At 63.1% G+C, this 26297-nt stretch carries 33 protein-coding genes; 18 read left to right on the forward strand and 15 right to left on the reverse strand.

Annotated features, from left to right (window positions below; translation table 11 throughout):
• The first annotated feature begins 104 nt into the window (after positions 1-104).
• Positions 105-776: a TIGR02117 family protein gene (locus tag NKI54_RS15015; RefSeq protein ID WP_352636532.1), complete on the forward strand. Its 672-nt coding sequence runs from the start codon at positions 105-107 to the stop codon at positions 774-776.
• Between the two features lie 229 nt (positions 777-1005).
• Here the strand turns inward: NKI54_RS15015 and NKI54_RS15020 are convergent, their stop codons facing one another.
• Positions 1006-2238 (reverse strand): FAD-dependent monooxygenase, encoded by a 1233-nt coding sequence (locus NKI54_RS15020; protein WP_352636533.1) that lies wholly within the window; start codon positions 2236-2238, stop codon positions 1006-1008.
• Positions 2239-2257: 19 nt separating this feature from the next.
• The gene (locus NKI54_RS15025) at positions 2258-2503 is read right to left on the reverse strand and encodes a zinc-finger domain-containing protein (RefSeq protein ID WP_023677627.1); all 246 of its coding nucleotides are present in this window, start codon (positions 2501-2503) and stop codon (positions 2258-2260) included.
• 149 nt (positions 2504-2652) lie between these two features.
• Here NKI54_RS15025 and NKI54_RS15030 point away from each other — a divergent pair, with 149 nt between their 5' ends.
• The 3 genes from NKI54_RS15030 to NKI54_RS15040 are packed head-to-tail and all read left to right on the forward strand — an operon-like array spanning position 2653 to position 7060.
• Positions 2653-4854 carry an RNA degradosome polyphosphate kinase gene (locus NKI54_RS15030; RefSeq protein WP_352616756.1) on the forward strand — a complete coding sequence of 734 codons (2202 nt, stop codon included), beginning with the start codon at positions 2653-2655 and terminating at the stop codon, positions 4852-4854.
• Positions 4854-6386, forward strand: a complete 1533-nt coding sequence (gene ppx, locus NKI54_RS15035) for an exopolyphosphatase (protein WP_352636534.1) — start codon at positions 4854-4856, stop codon at positions 6384-6386. The genes NKI54_RS15030 and ppx overlap by 1 nt, the downstream gene beginning before the upstream one ends.
• Before the next feature lie 44 nt (positions 6387-6430).
• The gene (locus NKI54_RS15040) at positions 6431-7060 is read left to right on the forward strand and encodes a hypothetical protein (protein WP_352636535.1); all 630 of its coding nucleotides are present in this window, start codon (positions 6431-6433) and stop codon (positions 7058-7060) included.
• Between the two features lie 14 nt (positions 7061-7074).
• On the opposite strand, the gene NKI54_RS15045 is transcribed toward NKI54_RS15040, so the two are convergent.
• The 5 genes from NKI54_RS15045 to NKI54_RS15065 form a co-directional block, all read right to left on the reverse strand.
• A complete protein-coding gene (locus tag NKI54_RS15045; RefSeq protein WP_023677623.1) occupies positions 7075-7488 on the reverse strand; it encodes a DoxX family protein in 414 nt (137 codons plus the stop codon).
• A gap of 144 nt (positions 7489-7632) precedes the next feature.
• On the reverse strand, positions 7633-8067 hold the full coding sequence (locus tag NKI54_RS15050; RefSeq protein WP_352578283.1) for a DoxX family protein: 435 nt from the start codon (positions 8065-8067) through the stop codon (positions 7633-7635).
• Between the two features lie 159 nt (positions 8068-8226).
• Positions 8227-9624 carry a class II fumarate hydratase gene (gene fumC, locus NKI54_RS15055; protein WP_352636536.1) on the reverse strand — a complete coding sequence of 466 codons (1398 nt, stop codon included), beginning with the start codon at positions 9622-9624 and terminating at the stop codon, positions 8227-8229.
• Positions 9625-9894: 270 nt separating this feature from the next.
• On the reverse strand, positions 9895-10653 hold the full coding sequence (locus tag NKI54_RS15060; protein ID WP_352636537.1) for an SDR family NAD(P)-dependent oxidoreductase: 759 nt from the start codon (positions 10651-10653) through the stop codon (positions 9895-9897).
• A 113-nt stretch (positions 10654-10766) separates the two neighbouring features.
• Complete coding sequence (locus NKI54_RS15065; protein ID WP_023677619.1) at positions 10767-11549, reverse strand: NIPSNAP family protein; 783 nt, start codon at positions 11547-11549, stop codon at positions 10767-10769.
• A gap of 150 nt (positions 11550-11699) precedes the next feature.
• Here NKI54_RS15065 and NKI54_RS15070 point away from each other — a divergent pair, with 150 nt between their 5' ends.
• Positions 11700-12311 (forward strand): TetR/AcrR family transcriptional regulator, encoded by a 612-nt coding sequence (locus NKI54_RS15070; RefSeq protein ID WP_352636538.1) that lies wholly within the window; start codon positions 11700-11702, stop codon positions 12309-12311.
• A gap of 62 nt (positions 12312-12373) precedes the next feature.
• On the opposite strand, the gene NKI54_RS15075 is transcribed toward NKI54_RS15070, so the two are convergent.
• The gene (locus NKI54_RS15075) at positions 12374-12967 is read right to left on the reverse strand and encodes a hypothetical protein (protein ID WP_352636539.1); all 594 of its coding nucleotides are present in this window, start codon (positions 12965-12967) and stop codon (positions 12374-12376) included.
• 119 nt (positions 12968-13086) lie between these two features.
• Here NKI54_RS15075 and NKI54_RS15080 point away from each other — a divergent pair, with 119 nt between their 5' ends.
• A complete protein-coding gene (locus NKI54_RS15080) occupies positions 13087-14217 on the forward strand; it encodes a metallophosphoesterase (RefSeq protein ID WP_352468361.1) in 1131 nt (376 codons plus the stop codon).
• Between the two features lie 64 nt (positions 14218-14281).
• Here the strand turns inward: NKI54_RS15080 and NKI54_RS15085 are convergent, their stop codons facing one another.
• Entirely contained in the window at positions 14282-14461 is a 180-nt protein-coding gene (locus NKI54_RS15085) for a CsbD family protein (RefSeq protein ID WP_352636540.1), read from the reverse strand.
• A gap of 146 nt (positions 14462-14607) precedes the next feature.
• On the opposite strand from NKI54_RS15085, the gene NKI54_RS15090 reads away from it, so the two are divergent.
• Positions 14608-15276, forward strand: a complete 669-nt coding sequence (locus NKI54_RS15090) for a glutathione S-transferase family protein (RefSeq protein ID WP_352468360.1) — start codon at positions 14608-14610, stop codon at positions 15274-15276.
• Between the two features lie 77 nt (positions 15277-15353).
• The gene (locus NKI54_RS15095; RefSeq protein ID WP_352636542.1) at positions 15354-16109 is read left to right on the forward strand and encodes an SDR family NAD(P)-dependent oxidoreductase; all 756 of its coding nucleotides are present in this window, start codon (positions 15354-15356) and stop codon (positions 16107-16109) included.
• A gap of 19 nt (positions 16110-16128) precedes the next feature.
• Here the strand turns inward: NKI54_RS15095 and NKI54_RS15100 are convergent, their stop codons facing one another.
• A complete protein-coding gene (locus tag NKI54_RS15100; RefSeq protein WP_352636543.1) occupies positions 16129-16980 on the reverse strand; it encodes a LysR family transcriptional regulator in 852 nt (283 codons plus the stop codon).
• 97 nt (positions 16981-17077) lie between these two features.
• Between NKI54_RS15100 and NKI54_RS15105 the strand changes: the two genes are divergently transcribed.
• The 7 genes from NKI54_RS15105 (at position 17078) to NKI54_RS15135 (ending at position 20578) form a co-directional block, all read left to right on the forward strand.
• Positions 17078-17539: a RidA family protein gene (locus tag NKI54_RS15105; RefSeq protein WP_352636544.1), complete on the forward strand. Its 462-nt coding sequence runs from the start codon at positions 17078-17080 to the stop codon at positions 17537-17539.
• A 66-nt stretch (positions 17540-17605) separates the two neighbouring features.
• Positions 17606-18397: an SDR family oxidoreductase gene (locus NKI54_RS15110; protein ID WP_352636545.1), complete on the forward strand. Its 792-nt coding sequence runs from the start codon at positions 17606-17608 to the stop codon at positions 18395-18397.
• A gap of 437 nt (positions 18398-18834) precedes the next feature.
• Positions 18835-19044, forward strand: coding sequence for a cold-shock protein (locus tag NKI54_RS15115; RefSeq protein WP_010915421.1), 210 nt, complete (start codon positions 18835-18837; stop codon positions 19042-19044).
• Between the two features lie 344 nt (positions 19045-19388).
• Positions 19389-19616 carry a hypothetical protein gene (locus NKI54_RS15120; protein WP_023677608.1) on the forward strand — a complete coding sequence of 76 codons (228 nt, stop codon included), beginning with the start codon at positions 19389-19391 and terminating at the stop codon, positions 19614-19616.
• Complete coding sequence (locus tag NKI54_RS15125; RefSeq protein WP_292664441.1) at positions 19616-20023, forward strand: hypothetical protein; 408 nt, start codon at positions 19616-19618, stop codon at positions 20021-20023. The genes NKI54_RS15120 and NKI54_RS15125 overlap by 1 nt, the downstream gene beginning before the upstream one ends.
• Before the next feature lies 1 nt (position 20024).
• Positions 20025-20189, forward strand: coding sequence for a hypothetical protein (locus tag NKI54_RS15130; protein ID WP_023722752.1), 165 nt, complete (start codon positions 20025-20027; stop codon positions 20187-20189).
• A 50-nt stretch (positions 20190-20239) separates the two neighbouring features.
• Entirely contained in the window at positions 20240-20578 is a 339-nt protein-coding gene (locus NKI54_RS15135; RefSeq protein WP_352468390.1) for a YkgJ family cysteine cluster protein, read from the forward strand.
• A gap of 37 nt (positions 20579-20615) precedes the next feature.
• Here NKI54_RS15135 and NKI54_RS15140 read toward each other — a convergent pair whose 3' ends face one another.
• Complete coding sequence (locus tag NKI54_RS15140) at positions 20616-21545, reverse strand: AraC family transcriptional regulator (RefSeq protein WP_352636546.1); 930 nt, start codon at positions 21543-21545, stop codon at positions 20616-20618.
• 158 nt (positions 21546-21703) lie between these two features.
• Between NKI54_RS15140 and NKI54_RS15145 the strand changes: the two genes are divergently transcribed.
• Together NKI54_RS15145 and NKI54_RS15150 are read left to right on the forward strand one after the other, a co-directional pair.
• Entirely contained in the window at positions 21704-22123 is a 420-nt protein-coding gene (locus NKI54_RS15145) for a nuclear transport factor 2 family protein (protein ID WP_352636547.1), read from the forward strand.
• Positions 22124-22209: 86 nt separating this feature from the next.
• The gene (locus NKI54_RS15150; RefSeq protein WP_352636548.1) at positions 22210-22821 is read left to right on the forward strand and encodes a LysE family translocator; all 612 of its coding nucleotides are present in this window, start codon (positions 22210-22212) and stop codon (positions 22819-22821) included.
• A gap of 17 nt (positions 22822-22838) precedes the next feature.
• Here the strand turns inward: NKI54_RS15150 and NKI54_RS15155 are convergent, their stop codons facing one another.
• The 3 genes from NKI54_RS15155 to NKI54_RS15165 are packed head-to-tail and all read right to left on the reverse strand — an operon-like array spanning position 22839 to position 24747.
• Entirely contained in the window at positions 22839-23225 is a 387-nt protein-coding gene (locus NKI54_RS15155; protein ID WP_352636549.1) for a nuclear transport factor 2 family protein, read from the reverse strand.
• 16 nt (positions 23226-23241) lie between these two features.
• Entirely contained in the window at positions 23242-23688 is a 447-nt protein-coding gene (locus NKI54_RS15160; RefSeq protein WP_352636551.1) for an OsmC family protein, read from the reverse strand.
• A gap of 48 nt (positions 23689-23736) precedes the next feature.
• The gene (locus tag NKI54_RS15165) at positions 23737-24747 is read right to left on the reverse strand and encodes a zinc-dependent alcohol dehydrogenase family protein (protein WP_352636552.1); all 1011 of its coding nucleotides are present in this window, start codon (positions 24745-24747) and stop codon (positions 23737-23739) included.
• A gap of 96 nt (positions 24748-24843) precedes the next feature.
• Between NKI54_RS15165 and NKI54_RS15170 the strand changes: the two genes are divergently transcribed.
• On the forward strand, positions 24844-25443 hold the full coding sequence (locus NKI54_RS15170) for a TetR/AcrR family transcriptional regulator (protein WP_352691821.1): 600 nt from the start codon (positions 24844-24846) through the stop codon (positions 25441-25443).
• 93 nt (positions 25444-25536) lie between these two features.
• Here NKI54_RS15170 and NKI54_RS15175 read toward each other — a convergent pair.
• Positions 25537-26297 (reverse strand): TCP-1/cpn60 chaperonin family protein (locus NKI54_RS15175; RefSeq protein WP_352691823.1); only part of this gene is annotated, 761 nt, incomplete at its 5' end.

A 26297-nucleotide genomic window follows, 5' to 3' on the forward strand; every position in this document is an offset into this window, starting at 1 on the left:
GCTTGAGCGTATCCTCCCAGGGAGGATACGCGTCAAGCTCTAAGTCAGCTGTGCACCTTTCGGAGGGGCTTCACCTTGAGCATGGCTTGTTCTATGCCTTTCCCATGAAGAAGCTTGCCCGTTTTCTTGGCCTGCTGGTCGTTGCAGCAGTCCTTGCGGTGGCGCTGGGCACGCTGCTGCCGCGCCCGCTCTGGCCGGCGGCCGTTGCCGATCCGATCGGCACAAGCCACCGTATCCTGGTGCTGCAAAATCCGATCCACACCGACATCGCCATCCCGGTCGACGACGATGTGCGCCGGCGCTTCCATTTCCTGGTCGATGCCGGCATTCCAGCAGACGTGGCGGAGGTCCGCTACATCGTCTTCGGCTGGGGCGGCCGCGCCTTCTATCTGGAGACGCCGACCTGGTCGGAGCTGAAGGCGGTGCCGGTGATGAAGGCGCTGACGGTCGATGCCTCGGCAATGCATGTCGACATTTCCGTCGACATCGCCGAGCCGCATCGCGACGTCGCTGGCTTCGACATCGGCGAGGAGCGGTTTACGGCGCTGCTCGATTACATTGCGGCAAGCTTCCGGCAGGGGCCGAACGGGGCCATCCCGATCGAGAGTGCGGCCTATTCCCGCTTCGATCGGTTCTTCGAAGCCAATGGTCATTTCAACGCGCTGATCGGCTGCAACACCTGGACGGCGGCGGCACTGCGCACGGCCGGGCTGCGCACCGGCTGGTGGAATCCGCTGCCGGCCTCGCTCGGCCTGTCGATGCGGCTTTACAATTGAAGAGGGTTCCGGCTGATCAACGCCGCGATCCTTCGCGCCCCCCTCTGTCCTGCCGGACATCTCCCCACGAGGGGGGAGATTAGCGGCTTCGGCGCCTTGCTAGGTCATGCAACCTTGAAGATTGGCGAAAGCCAATGTGATGGCCAATCTCCCCCCAAGTGGGAGAGATGTCCGGCAGGACAGAGAGGGGTGCTGTCCAGGGCGCTGTCCCTCCAGCCTGTCGTGCGTATCATCGCGCGCCATCGTCCAACGCCCGCCAGCCATAGAGCCAGTCGAGATCGGCGGCGAGTTTTTCGGGCGAGCGCATCGCCAGGAACAGGTTGCGGGCCATCGCCACCGGCCCGGCCGCATGCCAGGCGAGGCGGTTGACGACGCCGCGGCGGGCGACCTGGGCGACGCGCGGCCGCCGCGCCTGTTCCCAGGCGACAAGCGCGCTGCTGAGATCGGCAGGCGAGGTGGCAACGAAACCGGCAAGGGTTACCGCGTCCTCGATCGCCATCGCCGCGCCCTGTGCGGCAAACGGCGTCATCGCATGCGCCGCATCGCCGATCAGCGCGATGCCTTCCGGCGTCGTCCACCGCCGCTGCTCGACGGTGTGGATCGGCCATGCCGTCCATGGCGCGGCCTCGCTCGCCAGACGGACCAGCGCCGGCGCGGTACCGCGCATGGCGCTGGCGAGAATGGCGGGGTCGGCATGCCCCGACCAGCCCTCGGCGATGCGCTCGCCCTTTGTGAAGGCAGCGAGGTTGAAGGCAGTGCCACGGCTGACCGGATAGGCGACCATATGGAAGCCGGAATAGAGGAATGCAGTAACACAATCGGGCGCACCGATCGCCGCAAAGGTTTGTCCAGCGGGGCTGTCGGCGGCCACCGTGGCGCGCCAGGCAAGCTCGCCCGAAAACCGGCTTCTCCGGAAATCGGCTGCGTTGCGGGCAATCGTTTCTCGCACCGACGACCAGACGCCATCGGCGCCGATCAAAAGACAGCCAGCCTCGACCGTGTCGCCATCAGCCGATGCAGTGACGGTAACACCTTTCGATCCGGCTGCGATGTCGGTCACCCGCGCGCCGGCGATCAGATCGATACCGGGCTGCTCCGAAACTCGCTGCATCAGCGCTGACTGCAGATCCGCGCGGTGGGCAACGAGATAGGGCGCTCCCCAGCGCGTTTCGGCCGCCTGGCCAAGCGGTACGCGCGCCAGCTTGCGCAGCGTGGCGGCATCCTTGAGCACGACCGCCTCCGGCCGCACCGCCGTAGCCAGCAGCCGATCGAGTACGCCGAGCTGCCGTAGGATGCGCGTCGCGTTGGGCGAAAGCTGGATACCGGCGCCGGCAGCCTCGAGGTGCTGCGCCTGTTCGAACAGTTTTATCCGATAGCCGCGCTCGGCGAAGGCCAGTGCCGCGGTCAGCCCGGCGACGCCCGCCCCGGCGATGACCACCTGCCGGGACTGCGTTTCCTGCATCAGGCTTGTCGCGAAAGAATCAGGCGGCCTGGTCGAGATAGAGGCAGCCCGGCGGCTGCGTTTCCAACGCCTTCAGCTTCGGCGAATAGCGATAGAGCGTCGAGCAATAGGGGCAGACTTTTTCATTGTCGTCGCCCATGTCGAGAAATACATGCGGGTGGTCGAAAGGCGGATTGGCGCCGGTGCACATGAATTCCTTGACGCCGATGTCGATTGCCGGATAGCCCGCATCGTTCTGGAAATGGGGAATGGAACCGCCTGCCATCGTCGTCTCCTGATCTTGTCGATTGCATCTGGATCATAACCCGTCTCTTTGCAAGATCGATGAAATGAAACTGTCGCAAAAGCCTGTCAGAGGATAAGTTAAGCCGGTTAAGGCTATGGTTGTCGAACGGTGTGGGAAGAGCGGAAACCATGAACGAACTGAAGCCGGTGCAGAACGAATTCATCACCGTCGAGGCGGCGAGCCGCGAAGGCGGCAATCCCGACCGCTTCGTCAACCGCGAGTTTTCCTGGCTGCAATTCAACCGGCGCGTGCTCGAAGAGTCGCTGAACGCCAATCATCCGCTGCTCGAGCGTGTTCGCTTCCTGTCGATATCGGCCGCCAACCTCGATGAGTTCTTCATGGTCCGCGTTGCGGGTCTTGCCGGCCAGGTGCGCGAGGGCATCGTGCTGAAGAGCCCGGATGGGCGCACGCCCGAGCAGCAGCTTGAACAATTGCTGCGCGAGGTCGAGCGCCTGCAGGAGGACCAGCAGAAAAGCCTTTCGGCGCTGATGCTGCTGCTCGACAAGGAAGGCATCGAGAGCATCACCCGCGATGCGCTGAGCAAGGACGAGAAGATCTGGCTCGAGGACCATTTCCAGGAGCAGGTATTTCCGGTGCTGACGCCGCTGTCGATCGACCCGGCGCATCCGTTCCCGTTCATTCCCAATCTCGGTTTCTCGATGGCGTTGCAATTGCGCCACCGTAAGAACGGCGAGGAAATGAGCGCGCTTTTGCGCCTGCCGGTGGCGCTGAGGCGCTTCATCCGCTTGCCGGATCGCAAGCGCCATGTCCGCTTCATCCCGCTCGAGGAGGCGGTCGGCCTTTATATCGGCAAGCTGTTCCCGGGCTACGAGGTCAAGGGTTCCGGCACGTTCCGTATCATCCGCGACAGCGATATCGAGGTCGAGGAAGAGTCCGAGGATCTGGTGCGCCTGTTCGAGACGGCGCTGAAGCGCCGCCGCCGCGGCTCGGTTATCCGGATCGAATTCGACCGGCTGATGCCGCCCGAACTGCGCGACTTCGTCGCCGGCGAGCTTGGCGTTTCGGCAAGCCGGATCAGCGTGCTCACCGGTCCGCTGGCGCTCAGCCAGATCTCGGAGATCGTCGCCGTCGCCCGCGACGATCTGAAGTTCACGCCCTACAATCCGCGCTTCCCCGAGCGCATCCGCGAGCATGGCGGCGATTGTTTTGCGGCGATCCGCGAGAAGGACATCATCGTCCACCACCCCTACGAATCCTTCGACGTCGTGGTGCAGTTCCTGCGTCAGGCGATGGCCGATCCAGAAGTGGTAGCGATCAAGCAGACGCTCTATCGCACCTCCAACGACAGCCCGATCGTACGCGCTTTGGTCGACGCCGCCGAGGCCGGCAAGTCGGTGACAGCGCTGGTCGAGCTCAAGGCGCGTTTCGACGAAGAAGCCAACATCCGCTGGGCCCGCGACCTCGAGCGAGCCGGCGTCCAGGTCGTCTTCGGCTTCCTCGAACTGAAGACCCATTCGAAAATGTCGCTGGTCGTGCGGCGCGAGGATGGCAGGCTGCGCAATTACGTGCATCTCGGCACCGGCAACTACCACCCGGTCACCGCGCGCATCTACACCGACCTGTCCTTCTTCACCACCGCCCCGACGATCGCGCGCGATGTCGCCCAGCTGTTCAACTTCATCACCGGCTATGCCGAACCGGCCGAGCAGATGCGGCTGGCCATATCGCCGTTCACGTTGCGCGACCGCATCCTCAAGCACATTTCGGACGAGATCAGCCACGCGCTGGAGGGCAGGCCCGCCCGCATCTGGATGAAGATGAACGCCTTGGTCGATCCGATCGTCATCGATGCCCTCTATGATGCCAGCCGCGCCGGCGTCGAGATCGATCTCGTCGTGCGCGGCATCTGCTGCCTGAGACCGCAGGTGCCCGGCCTATCGGAGAACATTAGGGTGAAGTCGATCGTCGGCCGTTTCCTTGAGCACAGCCGCATCTACTGCTTCGGCAACGGCCACGGCCTGCCATCGGACGGGGCGATCGTCTACATCTCCTCGGCCGATTTGATGCCGCGCAATCTCGACCGCCGTGTCGAGACCATGGTGCCGATCACCAATCCAACTGTGCACGAACAGGTGCTCGGCCAGATCATGCTCGGCAACATCATGGACAACCAGCAAAGTTTCGACGTATTGGCTGACGGAACCTCCCGGCGCGTTGTGCTGGAGGAGGGCGAGGAACCGTTCAACGCGCAGGAATATTTCATGACCAATCCGAGCCTGTCCGGACGGGGCGATGCGTTGAAGTCGCATGCGCCCAAGCGCATCGCGCAGTTCAAACGCCGCAAGAAACAGAACGCAGCGACGGGCTGATGATTTCAGCGTCCCAGGGCCGGCTTCAGGACCGCCGACCGCTGTCCATCATCGATATCGGATCGAACTCGATCCGTCTTGTCATCTATGAGGGGCTGGCGCGTTCGCCGACCTTGCTGTTCAACGAAAAGATGCTGGCCGGCCTCGGCCGCGGCATCGTTTCGACCGGAAAACTCGATCCCGAGGCGGTGACGCGCTCGATGGAAGAGTTCCGCCGCTTCCGCGCGCTCTCCGACCAGGCCGGCGCCGAGCGCATATATGTGCTGGCGACCGCCGCCGCTCGCGAGGCCGTCAACGGCCCCGACTTCATCCACCGCGCCGAGGATGTGCTCAAGACCGAGATCCAGGTGCTGAGCGGCTGCGAGGAAGCCCATTATTCGGCGCTCGGCGTCATCTCCGGTTTCCACCCGGCCAACGGCATTGCCGGCGACCTTGGCGGCGGCAGCCTCGAACTGATCGACATCGATGGTGAGACGATCGGTGACGGCATCACGCTGCCGTTGGGCGGCTTGCGCCTGCAGGACATGGCGAAGAACTCGCTGGCCCAGGCGGCAAGGATCACGCGCGAGCAACTGGCGCGGGCGAAATTGCTGAAGGGCGGGCAGGGCAGGGCGTTCTACACGGTCGGCGGCACCTGGCGAAACCTCGCCCGGCTGCACATGGAAATGACCAACTACCCGCTCGGCGTCATGCACCATTACGAGATCGGCATCGAAAGCGCCGCGAACTTCCTCCGGCAGGTCGCCAAGGCCGAGATCGATAAGATCAAAGGCATCGAGGGCATCTCCAAGAACCGCCGCTCGCTGCTGCCCTATGGCGCCATCGTGCTGCAGGAGATCATGGCGGCGATGCAGCCGTCGAAGATCATCGTGTCGGCGCTGGGCGTGCGCGAGGGCTTTCTCTATTCGCTGCTCGACAAGGCCGAGCAGAAAGCCGATCCGCTGATCTCGGCGGCGGAAGAGCTTGCCCGCCTGCGCTCGCGCTCGGTCGACCACGCGCATGAGCTTGTCGAGTGGACCGGCAAGGCGTTCGCCGCCTTCGGCATCGACGAGACCAGGGATGAGGCGCGCTACCGCCACGCCGCCTGCCTGCTCGCCGATATCGGCTGGCGTGCCCATCCCGAATATCGCGGCAAGCAATCGCTCAACATCATCGCTCACGCCTCGTTTATTGGTGTCGACCATCCCGGCCGTGCCTTCCTGGCGCTTGTCAGCCTGTTTCGCCATGAGGGCGTGTTCAATGAAGCCGCTCCGGAAATCCGCGGACTGGCGACACAGCGCTATCTCGAGCGCGCCCGAGTGCTGGCCGCGCTGCTGCGCGTCGTCTATTTGCTGAGCGCGGCAATGCCGGGCGTCATGCCGCGACTGAAATGGGAAAACCGCGGCAATGGCGTGCTGGCGCTGGTGCTGCCGGCAGCACTGGCCGATCTTTACGGCGAGCGCCCCGCCGGCCGGCTGGCACAACTGGCAAGGGTCACCAATCGCCGGCTGGTGCTGGCGGTCGAGGGCGGGCCAAGCGTTTCTGTGAAATAGGCGCCTGCGTCGTCGCACGTGACAGTTTAGGAAGGGGGAAGACCATGAGATCCAGGCAGGTTCTTCAGCTGTTGGTTGCAGCGATCTTCGTCGTCTTCGCGGGCACCGCCAGTGGCCAGACGCTTTACACTCTGTCCGTCGTGGCCAAGGGGACGTTCGATCTGGATCGACATTATCCCAAAGGGATGGGCGTCAGAATGCCGTTCAATTTTCATAGGATGTTGACAACACCCCAGAACGGGGAGCGCATAAATTACTTTGTATTCAAGCCAAGCACGGACGTTCTCAAATTTATGAAATCGCTGTCGAAGAGCGATTTGTTTTCAAGGCTCGAGCCATGTTCAGGAGGTATTGACCAAGCTCTTTCCGACAGGGCTCAGACCATTGGCGGATCGATCAAGCCCATTTTTGGTCGAGTCGATCTGTTGCCGTATCTCAAGAGAAAAGAACTGATTCAATCAGATGGTTATGTATATGTCGCCATAGACAGCAACCTTCGAAACTACGTTTGGGACCCAAACGACTTCGGATCGGAGTGGGTGGCTGCAGCGGTAGAAAAACAGCAGCTTTGTCTGTACATCGGCGTTGGGCGGATGGGCTACTACAGCGCCCTAGCGTCGGTGCCTGTCAATGTAAGCCGTCTCGCAAAATTTGTTTTTCTGGACACCAAATAAACCGGGTGACTTGCTCAGGCGCGGGTCCCAAACGCCCGGCCATCGAACGAATAGGCGCCGGCGCCGGCCATTGCCAGCGCCAGAAAACCGCCTGATATGGCGATGTCCTTCATCAGCATCTGTGAATGCATGAAGGTCAGCGTCGGATCGTCGCCACCCTGGCCATAGTGGCCGATGAAGCCCGCCGCGATGCAGAACGCGGCAAGCAGGAGCGCCACGATCGGCGTCTTGAGGCCGACGAGGATGAGCAGTCCGGCGATCAGCTCGAACAGGCCCGTCGCCCAGGCTACGAGCGTTGGCAGCGGCAGGCCGAGGCCGGCAAAATAGCCTGATGTGCCGGCAACGTCAGTAAGCGCGTGGAAGCCGGACGGAACGAAAAGTGCGGCGAGCAGCAATCGGGAAAGCAGAAGCAGCGCATTGCGGGGCATCTTCACCTCCGTTGTCGACGGCCGCTTGGCCTGGCGCCCGATCTTAGCAGGTTTTCCGTCAGCGGACCGAAGGGCACAAACCGACAACGAAAAAGGGGCGCGGAAAATTCCGCACCCCTTTTGTCCAAGCAATGCTGGACTGCTTCAGCCGCGCTTGGCGTCGATCGAATAGGCGCCTGGGCCCGAGGAGGCCAGCACGAGGAAGCCGCCGGCAATCGCGACGTTCTTCAGGAAATTGATCATCTGCATCTGATCGGCCCAGCCGGTGTGGGCGACCAATGCGGTGGCAACGGTGAAGATCGCCATCACCCAGCCGACGATCCGGGTCTGGAAGCCGACGAGGATGGCGAGGCCGCCAAGCAGTTCGATCAGGCCGACGACAATGGCGGTCACCATCGGCAGCGGCAGGCCGAGGCTGCCGAAATAGCCGGCCGTGCCGGCAATCGCCGTCAGCTTGCCGAAGCCGGAAAGCAGGAAGATGACCGAAAGCAGGATGCGGCCGAGCAGGATCGTGCCCGAGGCGCCGGAGGCGGTGCCGGAACCGGCAAACGAAGTGTTGGTGGACGTGTTGGTGGACATGCGTAACTCTCCAGAAGGGTTTGGCCAAACGACTTGGGATACCCGTCTAGTTAGCGCAGGCCGACTGTTCACCAAAGACGTCAGATTGGTTACGGATTGTTCACCAAAGTAACGTTTTCGCGATCAACATAGGTGTTGAGATCCAGGCATTTCAGCACCCTAGCCCGGATGCGTCATGTCCTCCGGCCGCACCAGCCGCTCATAATCGGCTTCACTGACCAGCCCGGTGGCCAGCGCTTCCTCGCGCAGCGTTGTGCCGTTCTTGTGCGCCGCCTTGGCGATCTTGGCGGCGTTGTCATAGCCGATCGTCGGCGCCAGCGCCGTCACCAGCATCAGCGAACGGTCGAGCGCTGCCTTGATGTTGTCTTCGCGGGCCTCGATGCCGACGACGCAATTGTCAGTGAACGACACGGAAGCGTCGGCCAGCAGCTGTACCGATTGCAGGAAACAATAGGCCATCAGCGGATTGTAGACGTTGAGTTCGAAATGGCCCTGGCTGCCGGCGAAGCTGATCGCCGCATTGTTACCGAACACCTGCACGCAAACCTGCGTCATGGCCTCGCATTGTGTCGGATTGACCTTGCCCGGCATGATCGACGAGCCCGGTTCGTTTTCCGGCAGCGACAATTCGCCGAGGCCCGAACGCGGGCCGGAGCCGAGCAGGCGGATGTCGTTGGCGATCTTGAACAGCGCCGCCGCGCAGGCATTGATGGCGCCGTGCGAGAAGACCATGGAATCATGGGCGGCGAGCGCCTCGAACTTGTTCGGCGCGGTGACGAAATCGATGCCGGTGATTGCGGCGATGCGCGACGCCACCTTTTCGGCAAAGCCGACCGGCGCGTTGAGGCCGGTGCCGACCGCGGTGCCGCCCTGTGCCAATTCCTGCAGGCCGGGCAGGGTCATCTCGATGCGCTTGATCGACGAGGCGACCTGAGCCGCATAGCCCGAGAATTCCTGGCCAAGCGTCAGCGGCGTCGCGTCCTGTGTATGGGTGCGGCCGATCTTCACAATATGGGCGAAAGCCTTGGTCTTGGCCTCGAGTGCCGCATGCAAATGTCTTAGCGCCGGCAGCAGGTCGTGGATGATGCGCTCGGCGCAGGCGATGTGCATTGCAGTCGGATAGGTGTCGTTCGACGACTGGCTCATATTGACGTGGTCGTTGGGATGCACCGGCTTCTTCGACCCCATGACGCCGCCCAAAAGCTGGATCGCCCGGTTGGAGATCACCTCATTGGCGTTCATGTTGGACTGCGTGCCCGAACCGGTCTGCCAGACGACCAGCGGGAAATGCTCGTTGAGCTTGCCGTCGATGACCTCCTGGGAGGCCTCGATAATGGCCTTGCCGATCGCCGGATCGAGCCGCTTCAGCTCCATATTGGCCTCCGCTGCCGCCCGCTTGACGATGCCCAGCGCCCGCACGATCGAGGCCGGCTGCTTTTCCCAGCCGATCTTGAAATTGGCCAGCGAACGCTGCGCCTGCGCGCCCCAGTAACGGTCGGCGGCGACCTCGATGGGACCGAACGTGTCGGTTTCGGTTCTGGTCTCTGGCGCGCTCACGAAGTCTCTCCGGTTTGCAATTTGCAAACGGCGTATCGCGTTGCACAAATGCCTTCAAGCGGAGATTGCGGGTGACGGGAATGCAAATCGGTTGAAGCAGCGCCTTTTCCTTCTCCCCTTGTGGGAGAAGGTGGATCGGCGCGTAGCGCCGAGCCGGATGAGGGGTGTTGGAAGAAACGAGGCGTCGGCGATCCGTCCAGCACCCCTCATCCGACCGAGCTTCGCTCGGCCACCTTCTCCCGCAAGGGGAGAAGGAAGAGCGCGCGCTCCTCACCCCGCCGTGTATCCTCCATCCACGGCGAAGATTCCGCCGCTGGTCCATGCCGCTTCGTCGCTGGCGAGATAGACGGCGATGCCGGCAAGGTCGCCGGTTCGGCCGATGCGGCCGAGCGGGTAGCTGCGCTCGACATAGGCCTTGAGCTCGGCTTGCGCGGTCTCAGGCAGGTTTTCGATCGACCTGCGCCGCATCGCTGTGTCGACCGTGCCGGGCGCGATGGCGTTGACTCTTATGCCGCGCGGCCCGAGCTCGAAGGCGAGCGACTTGGTCAGCGAATTGAGCGCGCCCTTCGACAGCGAATAGAGGCTGGACGGCCGCTTCGGGATCATCTTATGCGCGAAATAGGACGAGATGTTGATCACCGAGGCCGCGCCCGGCGCGAGATGCGGCAACAGCCGCTGGGTGAGGAAGAATACCGCCGTGACGTTGAGTGCGAAGGACTGCTGGAACTGATCCTCGCTGACGGTTTCGAACGGCACAAGGAACGCCACGCCGGCATTGTTGACGAGGATATCGACAGGTGGGCCGCGCCTGGCATGCTCGACCACGGCATCGATGCCGGCGCTGGCCGACAGGTCGGCCGAAAGCGCTTCGACATTATCCCCGAGCTGCTTGCGGGCGGCGTCGAGTTTTTTGCCGTCGCGGCCGACGATCAGCACGTCCGCGCCTTCGCGCAAAAACGCCTCGGCGATTGCCAGCCCGATCCCGTCCGAGCCGCCGGTGACCAGTGCCCGTTTGCCGCCTAGTCTCATCCAACACTCCCGCGCATTGCCGCCTTCCGCCGGCGGCATGACCCCAGAGCAGCGCTGCCTGCACTCCGGGTCAAGTCGCCTGCCTATCCCAGCGTATGAAACTTCGCCTCGTCTCACCGCCCAAGCAGCGATTGTGAGGTTGGCGACAGCCGCAAAGTCTCAGTCGGCTTGGCCATACGTGACTGGACGCTCTGCTCGAACACTTGCCACTCCGGGGAGGCAGCCAAGGCTGCCTCGTGGCGGGCATGTGCATCGGCGCTGGCGAAACCGGTGATGCTGATGAAGACGTTTTCGCTGGCCCGCACCGGCAGCCGCGGAAAGCTGTTTTCGGCATGTTCGGTAACGAAGGCGGCGAGCGGCGACGCGCCAAATGCGGCGAGCACCGGAAGGGCCGCGGTCTGGAAGTCGTTGGCGAAACGGGCTTCCAGGCCCGGTTGCAAATGATGAATCCTGATGACAATAATTGCCTGCAAATCGCTGCCTGCGCACGGTTTTTCGAGGTCCGCCTGGGGTACTCGTTTCGATCCCGAGAGGTCTAGGCTCGCGCCCGGCCAGGCCGGCTTCAGCAGCAGCACGTCGTCGGATGAGATCATCGTGGCGTTGGCGGCGTCGCGCCAGGCAGCCCAGACCGGCCCGTCATAGAAGGCGGTCAGAGCGTTTTTCCGCGCTTCCATACCGTCAAAGCCGCGCAGCCAGACGAACATATCCGGCCGGTCGAGATCGCGGAACTGGCCGATGATGGTCATCCCCGCGGTTTCCTGGCCCTCGATCAGCTGATTGTCGAAGATGCCGATCAGTGTCTCGCGCCGGCCGGGTTTCAGCGTGTATTGCCTGAGTTCGACGACGGGCGAGGCGAGCAGATCGGGATTAGGTATGGCGTTCAAAGGCAGGTTCATCGCGCGAGCTCCAAAACAGGACAGTCATCCTGTTTTACAAAACAGACCGATTGTCCTGTTTTGTCAATCTGCTATCGTGTGAAGATGTCAGCAGAGATATCCGCTCGCCCAAGGTCGCGGGCTCAAAAACGCACCAACGACCCCGAAGGCATGCGCAAAAAGGTGCTCGATGTCGCCGAGGAGGCGTTTCAGGCACGCGGCTATCATGCATCCAGCATGAGCGACCTGATGGCGACGGCGGGCGTCACCGGCGGCGCGCTGCACCACCATTTCCCAACCAAGAAGGCGCTGGCGCTCGCAGTGATCGAGGAGCGGGTCGCCGCCGCCGTAGAAGAGACATGGATCGCGCCGGTACGGATGGCTCCCTCAGCGCGCGAGGGCGTGCGCTCCGTGTTCGCGGCCGTCGCGGCGGAGCTGGAGCGGCAGGGTTTCGTGCGCGGCTGCCCGCTCAACAACCTGGCGCATGAACTGTCGCTTGCCGATCCGGATTTCCGCATTGCCCTTGCCGGCATTTTTTCTACCTGGCGTCAGGCGATCGCCGACAAGATCAGCGCCGACCAGCAGGCGGGCCGGGAGCTAGGTACCGATCCGCAGCGCTTCGCAGCGCTCGCCGTCGCCAGCTATTCCGGCGCCATGTCGATGGCCAAGACAGCACAGGACGCAGGCGTGCTGCGTGACTGCCTGATGGCGTTGGAACAGGGAGTTATGTCGTCCAAAACAGGAACGAGGCGACGTAGCAGGATACTGCACAGAGCGCTTTAACGCTGGCAGGACAGAGGCCGCAGTCGCTGATATCGCGACCGAGGCGGGGAGGCCGAGCTCTCCTAATTCGGCAGCGGCTTGATCAGCTCGTAGCCGACCACGCTTTCGGCACTGGTGCCCTCGTCATAGCGCCTGGCCACAACTGCCTGCAGGTCGGGTGCGTAAAGCGCGATGAATTCGTCCCGCGTCTCGCCGGCCTCGCTCCTGATCGTCTGCTTGACCGCGAGCACGGAGTATTTGCAATCACCCAGGCTGAACGTCTCCTTGCCCTTGACGTTGATCTCCAGCGTCTCGGTGCCCTTCGGCGGCTTGTTCGGTGCAAGACGGGCAAACGCGATCTTGCTCTTGGCCCCCGCCTTCAGCGGGAACACCTTCCTGAGATCGGAAAACGGGATCATCGCCAGCTGCCCTGTGCTGCTGTCGCGAAACACTTCGATCAGCCCGCCGAACAGGTACTGCGACTGCGGCGATTGCGACTGGTATTTGTTGGCAACCGCCACCATTCCGCCCGCCGCCGGACGAAATTCGCTGTGGATGCCGGGCCTTTCGAGAATGAAGCCGGCCTTGGCCGATTTGGCGTCGATGCACCCGGCGCCATGCGCTGCGCTCGTCACCGCCAGAATGGCCATTGTCATGCCGATGGATGTAGCTTTCATGGCGTCCTCCTCTGCCCGCGCAAGTTGAATGCCGAAAGCAATGCCAGACCTGGGAGAACGTGTCGACACACTTTGCGAGCAACTGGACTGCCGGTCCGCGTCGTGCTGAATTTTAGCGCATGATGCATCGTATTTCCGCCCGGCCGGTTTCCCGGCGCAGGTTCCTGATGAAGGCAGCGGCCGTTGCCGCGGCCGGCGCCGTTTCGCGCCCGGCCTTCGGCCAGACCGGGCAGCGCATCCCGCCGATCGACGCCACTTTTCTGTTCATCGCCGATGTCCATGCCTGCCGCATGGCAAACGGATTGAGCCCGCATTGCGAGCAGGAGGGCAAGACAGACGCTGCCTTGCTGCGCAATGTCGCCGCACTCAACGGCGTCGGCGACAGGCAATGGCCGGCTGAAATCGATGGCGTTGCCACCGCCCTGCGCTCGACGGGCAACATCGGCACGCCGCTCGGCCTCGTCGTTGGCGGCGACATCACCGATGATGGCGGCGGCCAGATCACCCAGCCCAGCGAGGGCACGCAGCTGCTTCAGTTCAGCCAGCGCTATCAGCAAGGTGTCGGCCCCGACCATGTGCACATGCCGGTCTATGTCGGCCTCGGCAACCACGACCTCGACCAGAACGGCCCGCGCTCGCATGTCGACTGGTACCGCCGCGAAATGCGCGACTACGTCGAGGTCAACCACCGCCCCGGCGTGTTCTTCAAGCCGCCCGCGCCGGCGACCGACTACGACGTCGGGACCGACTGCTATTCATGGGATTGGGGCGGTCTGCATCTTGTCCAGACGCACCGTTTTGCCGGCGATACCGGCCATGGCGCCGCCAGCAGCCTGCCATGGCTGAAGCAGGACCTGGCGACTTATGCCGGCGACGGCCGCCCGGTCATCCTGTTCCAGCATTATGGCTGGGATACTTTTTCGATCGAAAGATGGGACGCAGCCGAGAAGACCTTCGACGAAGGCGGCAAGGGTCCGCCGCACTGGTGGAGCGAAGCTGACAGGCAGGCGCTGCTGGCTGTGCTGAAGGGTTACAACGTCGTCGGCATCTTCCATGGTCACCAGCACGCGACGCCGATGATCTACCACCGTGACGGGCTCGATTTGTTCAAGCCGAAGGCCGCCTTCATGGGCGGCTTTGCGTTGGCGCGGGTGACGGGAAACAGCATGGATGTGGTGCTGGGCGAAGCCGCAGGAGATCATGGCGAGGTCACCTTCACCAATGCATACAGCAAAAGCCTGACTTTCTGACGGGCAGGAGAGGACGCAAAAAAGGCGGCCGAGCCGCCTTTTCCTGGTTTGCGAAGGGCCACCCTCAAAGCGCCTTCTTCACCTTGTCCTTCACGTCGCCGTAAGCCTTCTGGATCTTGCCGGTCGCCTTGTCGACGTCGCCTTCGGCCTCGGTGCGCCTGTTGCCGGTGGCCTTGCCGGCGGTCTGCTTGACCGAGCCCTTGGCTTGCTTGGCAACGCCGGCCACCTGATCCTTGTTCACCATCTCGCATCTCCTGAACCGTTCGCCTGGAGAAACGGTCGCGGATCGCTTAGGTTCCGGGTTCTGCCCGTCGATTGGGATAGCTTCCGGCCGCGAAGCCGACAGGATAGGGTGCGCGAGAAGCCCGAACAGACAGGGCCGGAGGGACAATGGCTGAATTCACGCTCTTCATCGGCAACAAGTGTTTTTCGTCGTGGTCACTGAGGCCATGGCTGGCGATGAAGCATCTGGAGATCCCGTTCGAGGAAGGTCTTGTGCGCCTGCGCACGCCCGAGACCGCGGCCAATCTGGCCAGGATATCGCCGACCGGCCAGGTGCCGGTGCTGAACCATCGGCTGCCGACTGGCGAGGTCCGGATCGTCTGGGAAACCCTTGCCATCCTTGAATATCTTGCTGAGCTGTTTCCCGAGAAAAAGCTGTGGCCGGCCGACATCGGCGCTCGTGCGCTGGCCCGCTCGGCGGCGACAGAGATGCATTCGGGCTTTCGCGAGGTCCGCTATGGCTGGCCGATGAATTTGCGCCGGCCGAAAGGCCACAGGCCGCTCGACGCCGAAGGTGAGGCGCAACGGGCGCGCATCGAGGATTTGTGGCGGCAATGCCGCGAAAAACACGGCAAAGGCGGCCCGTTCCTGTTTGGCCATTTCACCGCGGCCGACGCCATGTACGCGCCGGTCGTCACCCGCTTCGACACCTATGGTGGCACGCTGGCAACCGATACCCGCGCCTATGTCGACGCCGTGCTTTCGATGCCGGCGATGCGCCACTGGTATGCCGAGGCGGCGAAAGAGCCTTGGCCGGAGCCCGGCCCAGACGAGTAGAACCAAGCAAAGCCGGTCTTCCACTTCGCGGCCCGCGGCCTATCTGAAGATCGGGCAGGGGCCTTGGAGATTTCACAATGACAGCTGTTTCTTCCGCACTGGCCGGCAAGGTCGCGCTTGTCACCGGCGCCTCCTCGGGCATCGGCGAGGCAACGGCTGTGGCGCTGGCCGCCGCCGGGGCCAAGGTGGCGATTGCCGCACGCCGCGCTGATCGTCTCGAAGCGCTGGCCGCACGTATCGAAAAGGCCGGCGGCACGGCGCTCCGCATCGAGGCCGACGTCACCAGCAACGACGATGTCAGCGCCATGGTCGACAAGGTTGTCGCCGAATGGAGCCGCCTCGACATCCTCGTCAACAATGCCGGGGTGATGCTTCTGTCGCCCGCCGCCCAGGCGGTGCTCGACGACTGGCGCCGCATGGTCGAGCTCAACCTGCTGGCGCTGATGGGCGTCACCAAGGCGGCGCTGCCGCATCTGAGGGCCGCCAAGGGTCACATCGTCAACGTCTCGTCGGTCGCCGGCCGTGTCGCCAATCCGGGGGCCAGCGGCTATGCAGCAACCAAGTTCGGCGTCGTCGGCTTTTCCGAATCGCTGCGCCGCGAAGTCTACGCCGATAAGGTTCGCGTTACCGTCATCGAGCCCGGCCTGGTGCGCACCGAACTCGGCGACCATGTCACCAACCCGGCGGCGAAGGCCGGGCTCGACCAGCGGCTCGCCGCCATGGAGGCGCTGACCGCCGAGGACATCGCCGCGGCCATTCTCTACGCCGTGAGCCAGCCGGCACATGTCAACGTCAACGAGATCGTCATCCGCCCGACCGACCAGGAGCGGTGAATGACGTCGGATCGTTTCGTTAGACTTCGAAACCCGCCCGCAGGAAATCGCCACACTCCTCGACCAGCCGGGACGGGTCCCTCGCAAGATAGACGCCGAAATCCGCCATCGGCGCCGGCGGCAGGTTGAAGCGTCCGTTGAGGCTTTGGCAGTCGGGCGGCAGTCCTTCCTGCAGCAGAAGCCCGATGCCAAGCCCGGCCCTCAGCGCCGAGATCAGTGTCGCGAAGGTCGACACGCGGCAGCCGATCTTCCAGCCGATCCCGGCCTCGGCGAGCGAGGCCAGCATCCTGTCCTGCCAGGAGCAGGCGCCTTCGAAGATGATCAGCGGAAGCTCAACCTCGTCATCGATCTCGATCATGCGGCTTGCCGCCCAGACCAGCTGTCGTGACAGATGGCCTCGCGGCGCCTTTGTGAAGCGCGCCGGATCGGCCATGACGATGTCGCATCTTCCTTCGCCCAGCGACTTGCTGAGATCGCTGCTGCTGGCCGACGTCAGCTCGATCTCCACGGAAGGATGCCGGCGGCGGAATTCGGCGATGATCAACGGCAGCCGCGTTACCGCCAAATCCTCGACGATGCCGAGCCGGACACGGCCGACCAGCCTGCGGCCTTCTATCTCGCGCCTGGCATCGTCGCCGATCGCGATGGCCTTGCGGGCGAAGGCGAGCAGGATCTCGCCGGCCTCGGTCAGCGTCACGCCGCGCGGCGAACGGCGCAGCAGCTCGGCTCCGACTTCGCCCTCGAGGCGCTGAAGCTGCATGCTCACCGCCGCCTGCGTGCGGGCAAGCCGATCGGCCGCCCGGCTCACCGTTCCCGTATCGGCCACGGTGACGAAGGCGCGCAGCAGCCGGACGTCGATATCTCCAGTCATAAGAATTCCTGATAGCTGTGTCAGCACTATCAGGCTATCCGAAAGCCCGACCTGAATTCAAGGTCCGCTCGCGCCAACGAAAACAGGAGCAGCCACCTTGTCCTACAGAAGAAGATTTGAAGAGCTCGGTGTCGCCTGGCCGTCGCTCGATCGGCCTGCTTTGCCGTTCTCGCCGACGGTTCGGGTCGCAGACATCGTCTATGTCTCCGGTCAGATCCCCGAGATCGGGCAGGAGATCGCTGCGATCGGCCAGGTTGGCGCAGAGATCGATCTGGCCGCGGCGCGGAACGCCGCCCGGCTCTGCGCGGCCAACATCGTCTATTGGCTGGACAAGGAACTGGACGGCAATCTCGACCGCGTCGTGAAATTCGCCAAGCTGACCGTCTATGTGAACGCGGCGGCCGGCTTTGCGGCCTATTCGGAGGTCGGCAACGGAGCATCCGAATTTCTGCTCCATGTTTTCGGCGAGCGTGGCGAGCATGCCCGCTGCTCGCTCGGTATGGCCGGCTTGCCGGCCAATGTTCCGGTCGAGGCCGACGCCATTGTGCACGTCCGCTGATGCACGCCCAAAACATGCACTCGGGCCTGATCCGAGAGTGCGCAGCGAAACCAGGGGAGGCTTGGCTTGATAAGTGCAAATCTTGAGAGGCGGAAGGCGCTTGTTCTCGGCGGAGGCAAGGGCCTGGGTTTCGGCGTCGCCGAAGCGCTCGCGGCGAAAGGCGCCGAGATCATCCTGGTCGGACGAGGGGAGGAGATCCTGGATGCGGCGCGGCGCGCGATCGAGTCCGCCGGCCACATCTGCTCGACCTTCAGCGCCGATCTTTCCGATAACGACAGCGTCTCCCGGCTGATCCGTGCCATCGAGGACGAGCATCAGCGGATCGACATCGTCCTGCTCAATGGCGGCGGCCCGCCCCCCTTCGCGGCCAGCGTCTTCGATGCGAGCGTCTGGGAGAAGCAGTTCACCAGCATGGTGCTGAGCCAGATGCGCATCGCCATTTCTTTCCTGCCAGGCATGCGGGCGCGGCGCTGGGGACGCATCATCGCCGTTTCCTCCACGTCCGTCCGCGAGCCGATCCCCGGCCTCACCGCTTCGAATGCGTTGCGCGCGTCGCTTGCCGGCTGGGCCAAGACCCTGGCCGGCGAAGTGGCGGCGGACGGCGTCACCGTCAACCTGTTGCTGCCTGGCCGTTTTGCGACGGACCGGACGAAACAGTTCGACGCGATGGACGCCGCCGACAGGGGTGTGGACGCTGCTGTGATCGCCGCCGAGAGTCAGGCCGAAATCCCGGCAAAGCGCTACGGGACCCCCGCCGAATTCGGCGCGGTTGCCGCATTCCTGGCCAGCGACGACGCCGCCTATATCACCGGCGTGGCTTTGCCGGTGGATGGCGGGCTCAGCCGGGCCATGCTGTGAGGGGCAGGGTGCAGCGGCGCGAATGGTCGCATCACAGGAACGCCCCTCGTGCCTTTTATCTGCGCGGGGGCGTCCTGTTTGTCGTCCGCCTCTCTCAAGATCGCTCTTTCAAGAACGGCTTTCGACACCGAAAGAATGCCCCGGCGCCAAAATGGTTCCCGGCTGATTGGTATTTTCGGCGGGCAATAGCCCGGCTTTCGCCGTCCGATGTGCTGGCGCGGGCCGCCGCCGCGCGTCTCCGCGAGTGTGGAAAATCAAAAAAATTGACACAACGCGCAAAGAAGTCTATAAGAATTTTGTCGATATTTGTTTGACCGACTTTTGTTATCCGCGTGCTTAGGCGCGCCTTTGGCGAACTTCCCCCATCAAAATCGGGACAAACGTTGTTGTGCATCCGCATGACGGCGAACGAATATTTGCCATGGAAAGGGTTCGTTATGAGCACAGGCACAGTTAAATGGTTCAACGCCACCAAGGGTTTTGGTTTTATTCAGCCTGACGACGGTTCTGCCGACGTTTTCGTCCACATCTCAGCCGTCGAGCGCGCCGGAATGCGCGACATCGTCGAGGGCCAGAAGCTTGGCTACGAGATGGTCCGCGACAACAAGTCGGGCAAGATGTCCGCCGACCAGTTGAAGGCGGCCTAAAACGGAATTAAGCCTCACCGGTGACCACGGATGTACTGGCACCGGTGAATGGCAAATTCCAGCGCATGATCGCGGGGATGTTAAGTCCCCGCTCATGCGCATGAGAAGAACGTTTCCTTGCGCGTCTCTCGGGATGCGCGGGCGCTCTCATGGAAGGTCAGGCGGTGCCTGGCCTTTTTCATTTTTGCGCTTCGATCGCCGAAAGAGCGCTGCTCGACGGCCCGGACGTGCTAAGGACGTTCCAGCAATTTGAAACTGGCTGCCGTATTGCTTTGTGCGGGATCCTGGCCGAAAGACCAGTCTCGCCACTTTTCGGCGGCGTGCTCCGAACCGGGAGAAAGACCTTGACCGCAACTTCAAAAAAACCCCGCGACCAGGCCGAATCCATTTTCAGCAAGACGCGGACCCAGTCGATGTCGCTCGACCGCATCAATTCCGAACGGGATGCCGTCAGCCAGGCCCGCGAAGCCAAGACCGCGCGGCTGCGCGAATTGCGCCTGGAGAAGGAAGCCGACGACATGGCGGCGGCGGTTGCGCTCGCGGCCTCGCCGAAACGCGCAGGCAAACGCTGATGGCCACCAAACGCGTGCCTCAAAAGGCGATCGCCGCAGATTCGACCATCGCCGATGTCGTGGGCGAACTAGACAAGCCGGTCGAATATGTCCGGCGCGTGCTCGAAAAGCTCGAGCGCTGCAGGCGTGTCCACGGCGATGCCCAGGTTCGGCTCGGCGTGCGCGGTCGTGCCGAATGCCCCAATTATCTGATCGAATACGTCCGGGAAAACGCCAAGACCCGCGAGCGCGTGACCTTTCAGGATGCCGCCTACAGCGGCAGCACGCATCGCGAGCTGGCGCCCCGGCACATCGAGGAAGCCAGGAACTGGTCGCCCGAAGAAATGAATATCACGGCCGTTTCGGCGCTCATCGGCCGCCTTCGCAATCCGAATGCGCCATCATCGCGTTTCTCTGACGAGGATTGATATGGCAATCAAGTTTTCCGCCAAGGGCCAGCCGGCAGCGCCTGCTGCCGCCGTGAAGCCGGCCAAGCCGGCCGCCGCGCCAAAAACCGGCGAAGCCGCCGAAGCGGGCACCGATCTGTTCAGGTCGCCGGCGGAAGCACCGCCGCGCAAGCCCAAGAAGAAATAGCGCCCTTGCAGCAAAATGCCGACCGGAAATCTGCGCCAAGGCTGCTTGCCTTGGCGGTCGCAGAGGAGTTTTCGTCGCCACAAGAGGGCGCCGGTCCGATTGCCTTCGATTGCCAGACCTGTGGCGCCTGCTGCGCCTACTCGTCCAGATGGCCGCGCTTCTCCACCGAGGATGACGCGCAGCTCGACCTTATCCCGCAAAAATACGTGGCTGCCGACGAAGCCGGTATGCGCTGCGACGGCGCGCGCTGTTCGGCACTGTGCGGCGAGGTCGGCAAGTCAACGGCCTGCGGCATCTACGACATCCGCCCCGACGTCTGCCGCGCCTGCATGCCGGGCGATGACGACTGCCTGATCGCGCGTCGGGCTCAAGGTCTGCCGACGCTGTAATGACGGCCCTCGGGCTGGCGTCTCAGTTTGAATTTCGTCAATCAGATGGGCGAAAGTCGCTGCGGTAGAGGCCGGGCGATCGTCCGGTCAATCGTTTGAATGCCTGCGAGAACGACGGCACCGATTCATATCCGACGGCGCGCCCGATCTCGCCAATGTTCTGGTTCGTTTCCCGCAGAGCCTTGGCGGCAAGGTTCATCCGCCACCGGGTCACATAGGACAGCGGCGGCTGTCCTACCAGTTGAGCGAAGCGACGCGCGAAGGTGGCCCGGGACTGTGCTGCGCCGCTGGCAAGGGAAGCGATGGTCCAGGGATTGCCCGGCCGCTCGTGGATCAGGCGCAAAGCCTGCGCAATGCCTTTGTCGCGCAAGGCGCCAAACCATCCCCCTGTTCCGAGTGGCTGATGTTCGATCCAGGCGCGCAACAAGAAGATCAACGTGCTGTCGAGAAGGCGTGGGGCGACAATGTCGTGGCCGCCGAGATCGCCTTTCGCTTCGACCTGCAGAAGTTCCAGGGCAAGCCGCAGCGGCTCGCTGGTGTCGATCTGATTCCGGGTCAAATGAATCAGCGGAGGAAGCAGCGAAACCATCGGATATGGCCCGACGCCGTCGAGTGAATATCTCGCACAAAGAAGAGTTGTCGCGCCGCTCTCGCTTTTCGGTTCCAGTCCGCTCCGATTTGCGGAAAGGACGGCGGATATCGATGCCGTCGGTGCATCCGCCGGATTGCAAAGGGCATGCCCGATACCGCTCGCGACAAGGATGACATCTCCCTCGCCTAAGCGGATCGGCTCTTTTTGACCAGTCAGCCGCAACCAGCATTCGCCGTTCTGTATGACGTGGATGGCGGCATTCCTTGTCGGATCGACTGAAATACCCCATGGCCGATGCAGGGTCGCGCTGCCGATCATGGCGCTGCCAAATCGCAGCGAAGCAAGAAGTTCGGACAAGGCGTCCATGAGAACCATCCTCCGACAATGAACCAGACGATATTAGACGATTGGATAAGAATCCAGGCGAATAGCATATCGACCGTCTCACAAGCGTGGCTGATCATATTGGCAATGTCGGCGTGCGGACGCTCCTGTCCACACCGGGCAGAAGCAGGCACGGGAAGGAGCAAAACATGCGTGACGAACCATCAAATCCAGTTCCAGCCGAGAGTCGCAATTCGCTCGAGACCAACAAGACGATCGTCCTGGACTTCATCGACAAAGCAGTAAACCAAGGCAACATCGAAGCTGCTTCGATGCATTTTGGCGAACACTACATCCAGCACAATCCGAACATTGCCGATGGTGCGGACGGCTTCAAAGCCTATCTGCAGCAGCTCAAACAGTCATTTCCCCTCGTGAGAGGAGAGGTGAAGCGGATTTTTGCCGAAGGGGATTTCGTCATCGTGCACATGCACGCAAAACGCGAACCCGAAGAGGACGGCTTGGCCATCGTCGACATTTTCAGGCTGAAGGACAGCAAGCTCGTCGAACACTGGGAAGTTCGGCAGCCCATTGCGGATAGCAAGCTGCACGCCAATAGCATGATCTGAATGCGGATAGGCTCTCAGGCTGGCTTGTGCCCGCACGTTTCGCTGATTACGCTGGCGGCGGCAGGGCCAGCACCGGGAGACCATCTGTGAGCATCGAATTCCTGTTGACGTCGCTGATTGTCGTGGCTTCGCCCGGCACCGGCGTTCTCTATACGCTGAGCGCCGGGCTTTCGCGTGGTGCGCGCGCCAGCATCATTGCCGCGTTCGGCTGCACGCTCGGCATCATTCCGCACATGGCGGCCGCCATCACCGGCCTCGCGGCACTGCTGCATACCAGTGCCGTCGCCTTCGAAACGCTGAAATATCTCGGCGTCGCCTACCTGCTCTACATGGCCTGGAACACGCTGAAGGAGAAGGGCGGCCTGAGCGTCGACGAAAATGTCGCGCCGCGCTCGGCCGGCAAAGTGATCACTTCGGGCATCCTCATCAACATCCTCAATCCGAAGCTGTCGATCTTCTTCTTTGCCTTCCTGCCGCAATTCGTCAGCACCACCGAACCGCATGCGCTGTCGAAGATGCTGGAGCTGAGCAGCGTCTTCATGCTGCTTACCTTCGTGGTCTTTGTCGGCTACGGCATCTTTGCCGCGTCAATCCGCAGCCATGTCGTGTCGCGGCCAAAGGTGCTGACCTGGATGCGCCGCACCTTCGCCGGTGCCTTTGTCATGCTCGGCGCCAAACTGGCGCTGGCGGACCGGTAGACAGGAAGATCGCGGACCTAACCCTTCACGTAGCCCATGGTCTCGACGATCTGCCCGTCCGCCACGCGCATCAGGTTGACGCCGCGCAGCGATCTGCCGTCGGCCATCCAGTAGCGCCAGCGGATCGTCGCCCGGTCGCCGGCGACGAAAGTTTCTTCGATGTCGAAGCGCGTGCCGGGTCCGGTCGCGATCGCCGACCACAGTTCGACGCAGGCGCCCTTGCCGATGCGGCGGGCGCCGTCCGGGGCCGGCGTGGTGTTCTCGATCACGCAATCTTCCGCCACCAGATCGTCGAGCGCCGACGGGTCGTGGCGCTGGAAGACGTCGTTGTAGCGCCGCATGATCTCGGCCGTTTCGGCGGAGCGTTTGGCTGCGGCGATGTCGATGATGAGTTCCTGTGTCATTGGATATTCCTTCCCTTCAGTGATCGGTAGCGGTTTCGATGAGGCGGGCCTTGAGCGTGATCACTGCGACGCCGGCCAGCGCCCGCGACACGAGGCAGCTCTCCTTGGCCGTCTGCGCCAGCCGCTCGAACTCCGCCGCCGCCAGCCCGGCGACGCTTGCCTCGGTCTCCAGCTCGATACGGGTCAGCGTCGGTCCAGCCGCGGTGGCGCCGAGATGCGCTTTCGCGATCGTGTGGATGCGTGCGGGAGTGTAACCTTCGCGGCCGAGGACGGCACTCAGCGCCATCGAGAAGCAGCCGGCATGCGCCGCCGCAATCAATTCCTCTGGGTTGGTGCCGGCACCGTTCTCGAAACGCGACGGGAACGAGTAGGCACCTTCGAAGACGCCGCTACCGAGCCTCAGCCGGCCCGAACCATCCTTCAACGATCCCTGCCATTGGGCCTCTGCTTCACGAATGGTCATTGTGTCTCTCCTTTGATTTGAGGTCGATCAGATTTTGGGGCGGACCAGTCAGGCGCCGTCGACGACCACTTTCCCGAAGACGTCGCCTTGCTGGAAATAGCGGTAGGCGTCTTTGGCCTCGTCGAAGGCGAACACCTTGTCGATGACAGGCCTGAGGCGATGCACCGAGATGGCGCGCAGCATGGCTTCGAGGTTGGTGCGATTGCCGACGAACAGGCGGCTGATGGTGGCGAGGCTGCGCTGGTAGACCGGGCCGGGGATCTGCACCGTCCCGCCTTTCGCATCCTGTATGGTGAGAAGCACGATGCGCCCGTAAAGCGCGCAGGCGATCATCGATTGCGCGAAGGTCGGCGGGCCGCCGGTCTCGACGACGAGGTCGATGCCGCCGGTCTGCTCGCGCACCGCAGCACCCCATTCCGGCATGTCGGCGGTCGAGACGACGAGGTCGGCGCCCAGCGCCTGCAGCCGGTCCAGCTTCTCGTTGCGCGAGCTGACTGCCACGACACGGCAGCCGAGCAGCTTGGCGAATTGCAGCGCAAATAGCGCGACGCCACCTGAACCGATGACAAGAACCCATTGGCCGGGCTTCGGCATTTCGGCCGCCGTCACGGCATTCCAGGCGGTCAGGCCGGCGCAGGTCAGCGTCGCCGCTTGATGCCAGTCGAGATGATCGGGAAGCCGCACCGCCCATTGCTCGTCGAGCACGGCGTATTCGGCCAGCATCCCGTCCAGCGTGCAGCCAAGCTGGTCGATCAGACCGGCATTGATGCGGCCATCGATCCAGCGCGCAAAATAACTGCCGGTGACGCGGTCGCCGACGGCAAAGCGTGTGACGGCCTCGCCGACGGCAACGACTTCGCCGGCACCGTCGCTCAGCGGGATAACGCCTTGGCGCGGCGCCAGGGGGTAGGTGCCGTTGAGGATCATCGTATCGCGGCGGTTGAGCGCGGTGGCGCGGGCACGCACGACGATCTCGTGCGGCTTCGGCGTCGGCTGCGCCTCGTCGCGCATCACCAGGCACTTGGTACCGCAGGTTCCTTCAAGACGATAACAGCGCATTTGCCTCTCGAATATGTAGACTGATCTACATATTATGTAGACCGATTGTCATATTCGAGGCAAGGCCTATAATGCTCACTCCTGACAGAGGTTGACATGGCGAACGACACCCGCACCCGCATACTCGAGACGACGGGGCTGCTGCTGAGGCAGCGCGGCTACCACGGCACGTCGCTCAACGATATTTTGAGCGCCTCAGGCGCACCGAGAGGTTCGCTCTACTTTCACTTTCCGGGCGGCAAGGATCAGCTGGTCATCGAGGTGACGCGCGACAGCGTCGCCGACGTGACGCAGAGGCTGGACGCCGCGCTCGCTGCCGAAAAGGACCCGGCGGTGGCTGTCCACCACATCTACCAGTCGGTCGCGCGCATGCTGGAAGACAATCGGTTCACGCTCGGTTGCCCGATCGCGCCCGTGGTGTTGGACTCGCCGATCGACATGCCGGAACTGGCCGAGTTGTGCCGGTCCGCCTTCGAGCAATGGATAAGCTTGCTCAGGGCGGCGTTCGTCAGGGCCGGGGTGCCCGAGCGACGCGCGCACGCGCTGGCACTGCTGGTCGAATCATCGCTTGAAGGACTGATGGTGATCGCACGCGCCACCCACGACCGCGCCCCGGTGCTGGCGGTAGCCGATGAGGTCGCGGCGCTGATTGAGGGGGCATTGCCGGCCAAGAGTGCCGCTGCCGCGGTGCATTGATATCGCCGCTTGAGCCGGGGCAGCCCGCTATGAAGCAAACAAAAAGGGCGGCATCGCTGCCGCCCTTTCCGTAAGCTTGCGAGATTGGCTGGATTAGAAATCCATACCACCCATGCCGCCCATGCCGCCGCCGCCCATGCCGCCAGGCATGCCGCCGCCAGCCGACTCCTTCTTCGGAGCCTCCGCGATCATGGCTTCGGTGGTGACCAGCAGGCCGGCGACCGAGGCCGCGTCCTGCAGAGCCGTGCGCACAACCTTGACCGGATCGACGATACCCATGGCGATCATGTCGCCATATTCGCCGGTCTGGGCGTTGTAGCCGAAGGTTGCCCCCTTGTTCTCAAGGATCTTGCCGGCAACGATCGATGCTTCCGCACCGGCGTTGGCCGCGATCTGGCGGGCCGGAGCCTGCAGCGCGCGGCGCACGATGTTGATGCCAGCGGCCTGGTCGGAGTTGGCGCCGGTTGCCTTGATGCTCAGCGAAGCGCGCAGCAGTGCGACGCCGCCGCCGGGAACGATGCCTTCTTCGACGGCCGCGCGGGTCGCGTTGAGGGCGTCATCGACGCGGTCCTTCTTTTCCTTGACTTCCACTTCGGTCGCACCGCCGACGCGGATGACGGCAACGCCGCCCGCCAGCTTGGCGAGACGTTCCTGCAGCTTCTCCTTGTCGTAGTCCGAGGTGGTCTCCTCGATCTGCTGCTTGATCTGGGCGACGCGGCCCTGGATTTCGGCCTTCTTGCCGGCGCCGTCGACGATGGTGGTGTTCTCCTTGGAGATCGACACCTTCTTGGCGCGGCCGAGCATGTTGAGGCCGACATTCTCGAGCTTGATGCCGAGGTCTTCGGAAATGACCT

Origin of the sequence: Mesorhizobium sp. M0663 (genome assembly GCF_040320585.1) — a bacterium.
Classification (GTDB): Bacteria; Pseudomonadota; Alphaproteobacteria; order Rhizobiales; family Rhizobiaceae; genus Mesorhizobium.

Coding starts and splice junctions, on each gene's coding strand:
- NKI54_RS15070 (WP_352636538.1), top strand. CDS start 11,700: ATGCGCAAAAAGGTGCTCGATGTCGCCGAGGAGGCGTTTCAGGCACGC.
- NKI54_RS15130 (WP_023722752.1), top strand. CDS start 20,025: ATGGCAATCAAGTTTTCCGCCAAGGGCCAGCCGGCAGCGCCTGCTGCC.
- NKI54_RS15160 (WP_352636551.1), bottom strand. CDS start 23,688: ATGACCATTCGTGAAGCAGAGGCCCAATGGCAGGGATCGTTGAAGGAT.
- NKI54_RS15155 (WP_352636549.1), bottom strand. CDS start 23,225: ATGACACAGGAACTCATCATCGACATCGCCGCAGCCAAACGCTCCGCC.
- NKI54_RS15050 (WP_352578283.1), bottom strand. CDS start 8,067: ATGTCCACCAACACGTCCACCAACACTTCGTTTGCCGGTTCCGGCACC.
- NKI54_RS15015 (WP_352636532.1), top strand. CDS start 105: ATGAAGAAGCTTGCCCGTTTTCTTGGCCTGCTGGTCGTTGCAGCAGTC.
- NKI54_RS15090 (WP_352468360.1), top strand. CDS start 14,608: ATGGCTGAATTCACGCTCTTCATCGGCAACAAGTGTTTTTCGTCGTGG.
- NKI54_RS15065 (WP_023677619.1), bottom strand. CDS start 11,549: ATGAACCTGCCTTTGAACGCCATACCTAATCCCGATCTGCTCGCCTCG.
- NKI54_RS15165 (WP_352636552.1), bottom strand. CDS start 24,747: ATGCGCTGTTATCGTCTTGAAGGAACCTGCGGTACCAAGTGCCTGGTG.
- NKI54_RS15140 (WP_352636546.1), bottom strand. CDS start 21,545: ATGGTTCTCATGGACGCCTTGTCCGAACTTCTTGCTTCGCTGCGATTT.
- NKI54_RS15125 (WP_292664441.1), top strand. CDS start 19,616: ATGGCCACCAAACGCGTGCCTCAAAAGGCGATCGCCGCAGATTCGACC.
- NKI54_RS15170 (WP_352691821.1), top strand. CDS start 24,844: ATGGCGAACGACACCCGCACCCGCATACTCGAGACGACGGGGCTGCTG.
- NKI54_RS15095 (WP_352636542.1), top strand. CDS start 15,354: ATGACAGCTGTTTCTTCCGCACTGGCCGGCAAGGTCGCGCTTGTCACC.
- NKI54_RS15145 (WP_352636547.1), top strand. CDS start 21,704: ATGCGTGACGAACCATCAAATCCAGTTCCAGCCGAGAGTCGCAATTCG.
- NKI54_RS15100 (WP_352636543.1), bottom strand. CDS start 16,980: ATGACTGGAGATATCGACGTCCGGCTGCTGCGCGCCTTCGTCACCGTG.
- NKI54_RS15030 (WP_352616756.1), top strand. CDS start 2,653: ATGAACGAACTGAAGCCGGTGCAGAACGAATTCATCACCGTCGAGGCG.
- NKI54_RS15085 (WP_352636540.1), bottom strand. CDS start 14,461: ATGGTGAACAAGGATCAGGTGGCCGGCGTTGCCAAGCAAGCCAAGGGC.
- NKI54_RS15115 (WP_010915421.1), top strand. CDS start 18,835: ATGAGCACAGGCACAGTTAAATGGTTCAACGCCACCAAGGGTTTTGGT.
- NKI54_RS15080 (WP_352468361.1), top strand. CDS start 13,087: ATGATGCATCGTATTTCCGCCCGGCCGGTTTCCCGGCGCAGGTTCCTG.
- NKI54_RS15025 (WP_023677627.1), bottom strand. CDS start 2,503: ATGGCAGGCGGTTCCATTCCCCATTTCCAGAACGATGCGGGCTATCCG.
- NKI54_RS15060 (WP_352636537.1), bottom strand. CDS start 10,653: ATGAGACTAGGCGGCAAACGGGCACTGGTCACCGGCGGCTCGGACGGG.
- NKI54_RS15040 (WP_352636535.1), top strand. CDS start 6,431: ATGAGATCCAGGCAGGTTCTTCAGCTGTTGGTTGCAGCGATCTTCGTC.
- ppx (WP_352636534.1), top strand. CDS start 4,854: ATGATTTCAGCGTCCCAGGGCCGGCTTCAGGACCGCCGACCGCTGTCC.
- NKI54_RS15045 (WP_023677623.1), bottom strand. CDS start 7,488: ATGCCCCGCAATGCGCTGCTTCTGCTTTCCCGATTGCTGCTCGCCGCA.
- NKI54_RS15075 (WP_352636539.1), bottom strand. CDS start 12,967: ATGAAAGCTACATCCATCGGCATGACAATGGCCATTCTGGCGGTGACG.
- NKI54_RS15020 (WP_352636533.1), bottom strand. CDS start 2,238: ATGCAGGAAACGCAGTCCCGGCAGGTGGTCATCGCCGGGGCGGGCGTC.